The 347-nt window shown below is 67.1% G+C and carries 1 protein-coding gene; it reads right to left on the reverse strand.

The genetic code is table 11. The features are described from left to right. Window positions 1-347 (reverse strand): putative Ig domain-containing protein (locus CO671_RS21580; RefSeq protein ID WP_141514480.1); only part of this gene is annotated, 347 nt, incomplete at both ends.

The following is a 347-nucleotide window of genomic DNA, read 5'->3' on the forward strand; positions in this document are numbered from 1 at the left end:
CTGGTCGACGACGTCACCGACACGGCGATGTTGAAGGTCTCGTTGGCGGCAAGGCCGCCAAGGTCGGTTGCCGTTACCCTGACGCCATAGGTGCCTGAGGTCGTCGGCGTGCCGGAGAAGGTCCGCGTCGAAGCGTTGAAGCTCAGCCAGGAGGGCAGCGCCGTGCCGTCGGCGGCCGTTGCCGAATAGGCCAGCGTCTCGCCGCTGTCGACATCGCTGAAGGTCGTCGTCGGCAGGGTAAAGGAGAAGGCGGAGCCAACGGTGGCGTTCTGGGCCGCCGTCTGCACCGCCAGCACCGGCGCATCGTTGGCGCCATGGATGGTGACGGTCAGGTTTGCCGTCGCCGT

It is taken from the genome of Rhizobium sp. M10 (assembly GCF_002531955.1).
Lineage (GTDB): Bacteria > Pseudomonadota > Alphaproteobacteria > Rhizobiales > Rhizobiaceae > Rhizobium > Rhizobium etli_C.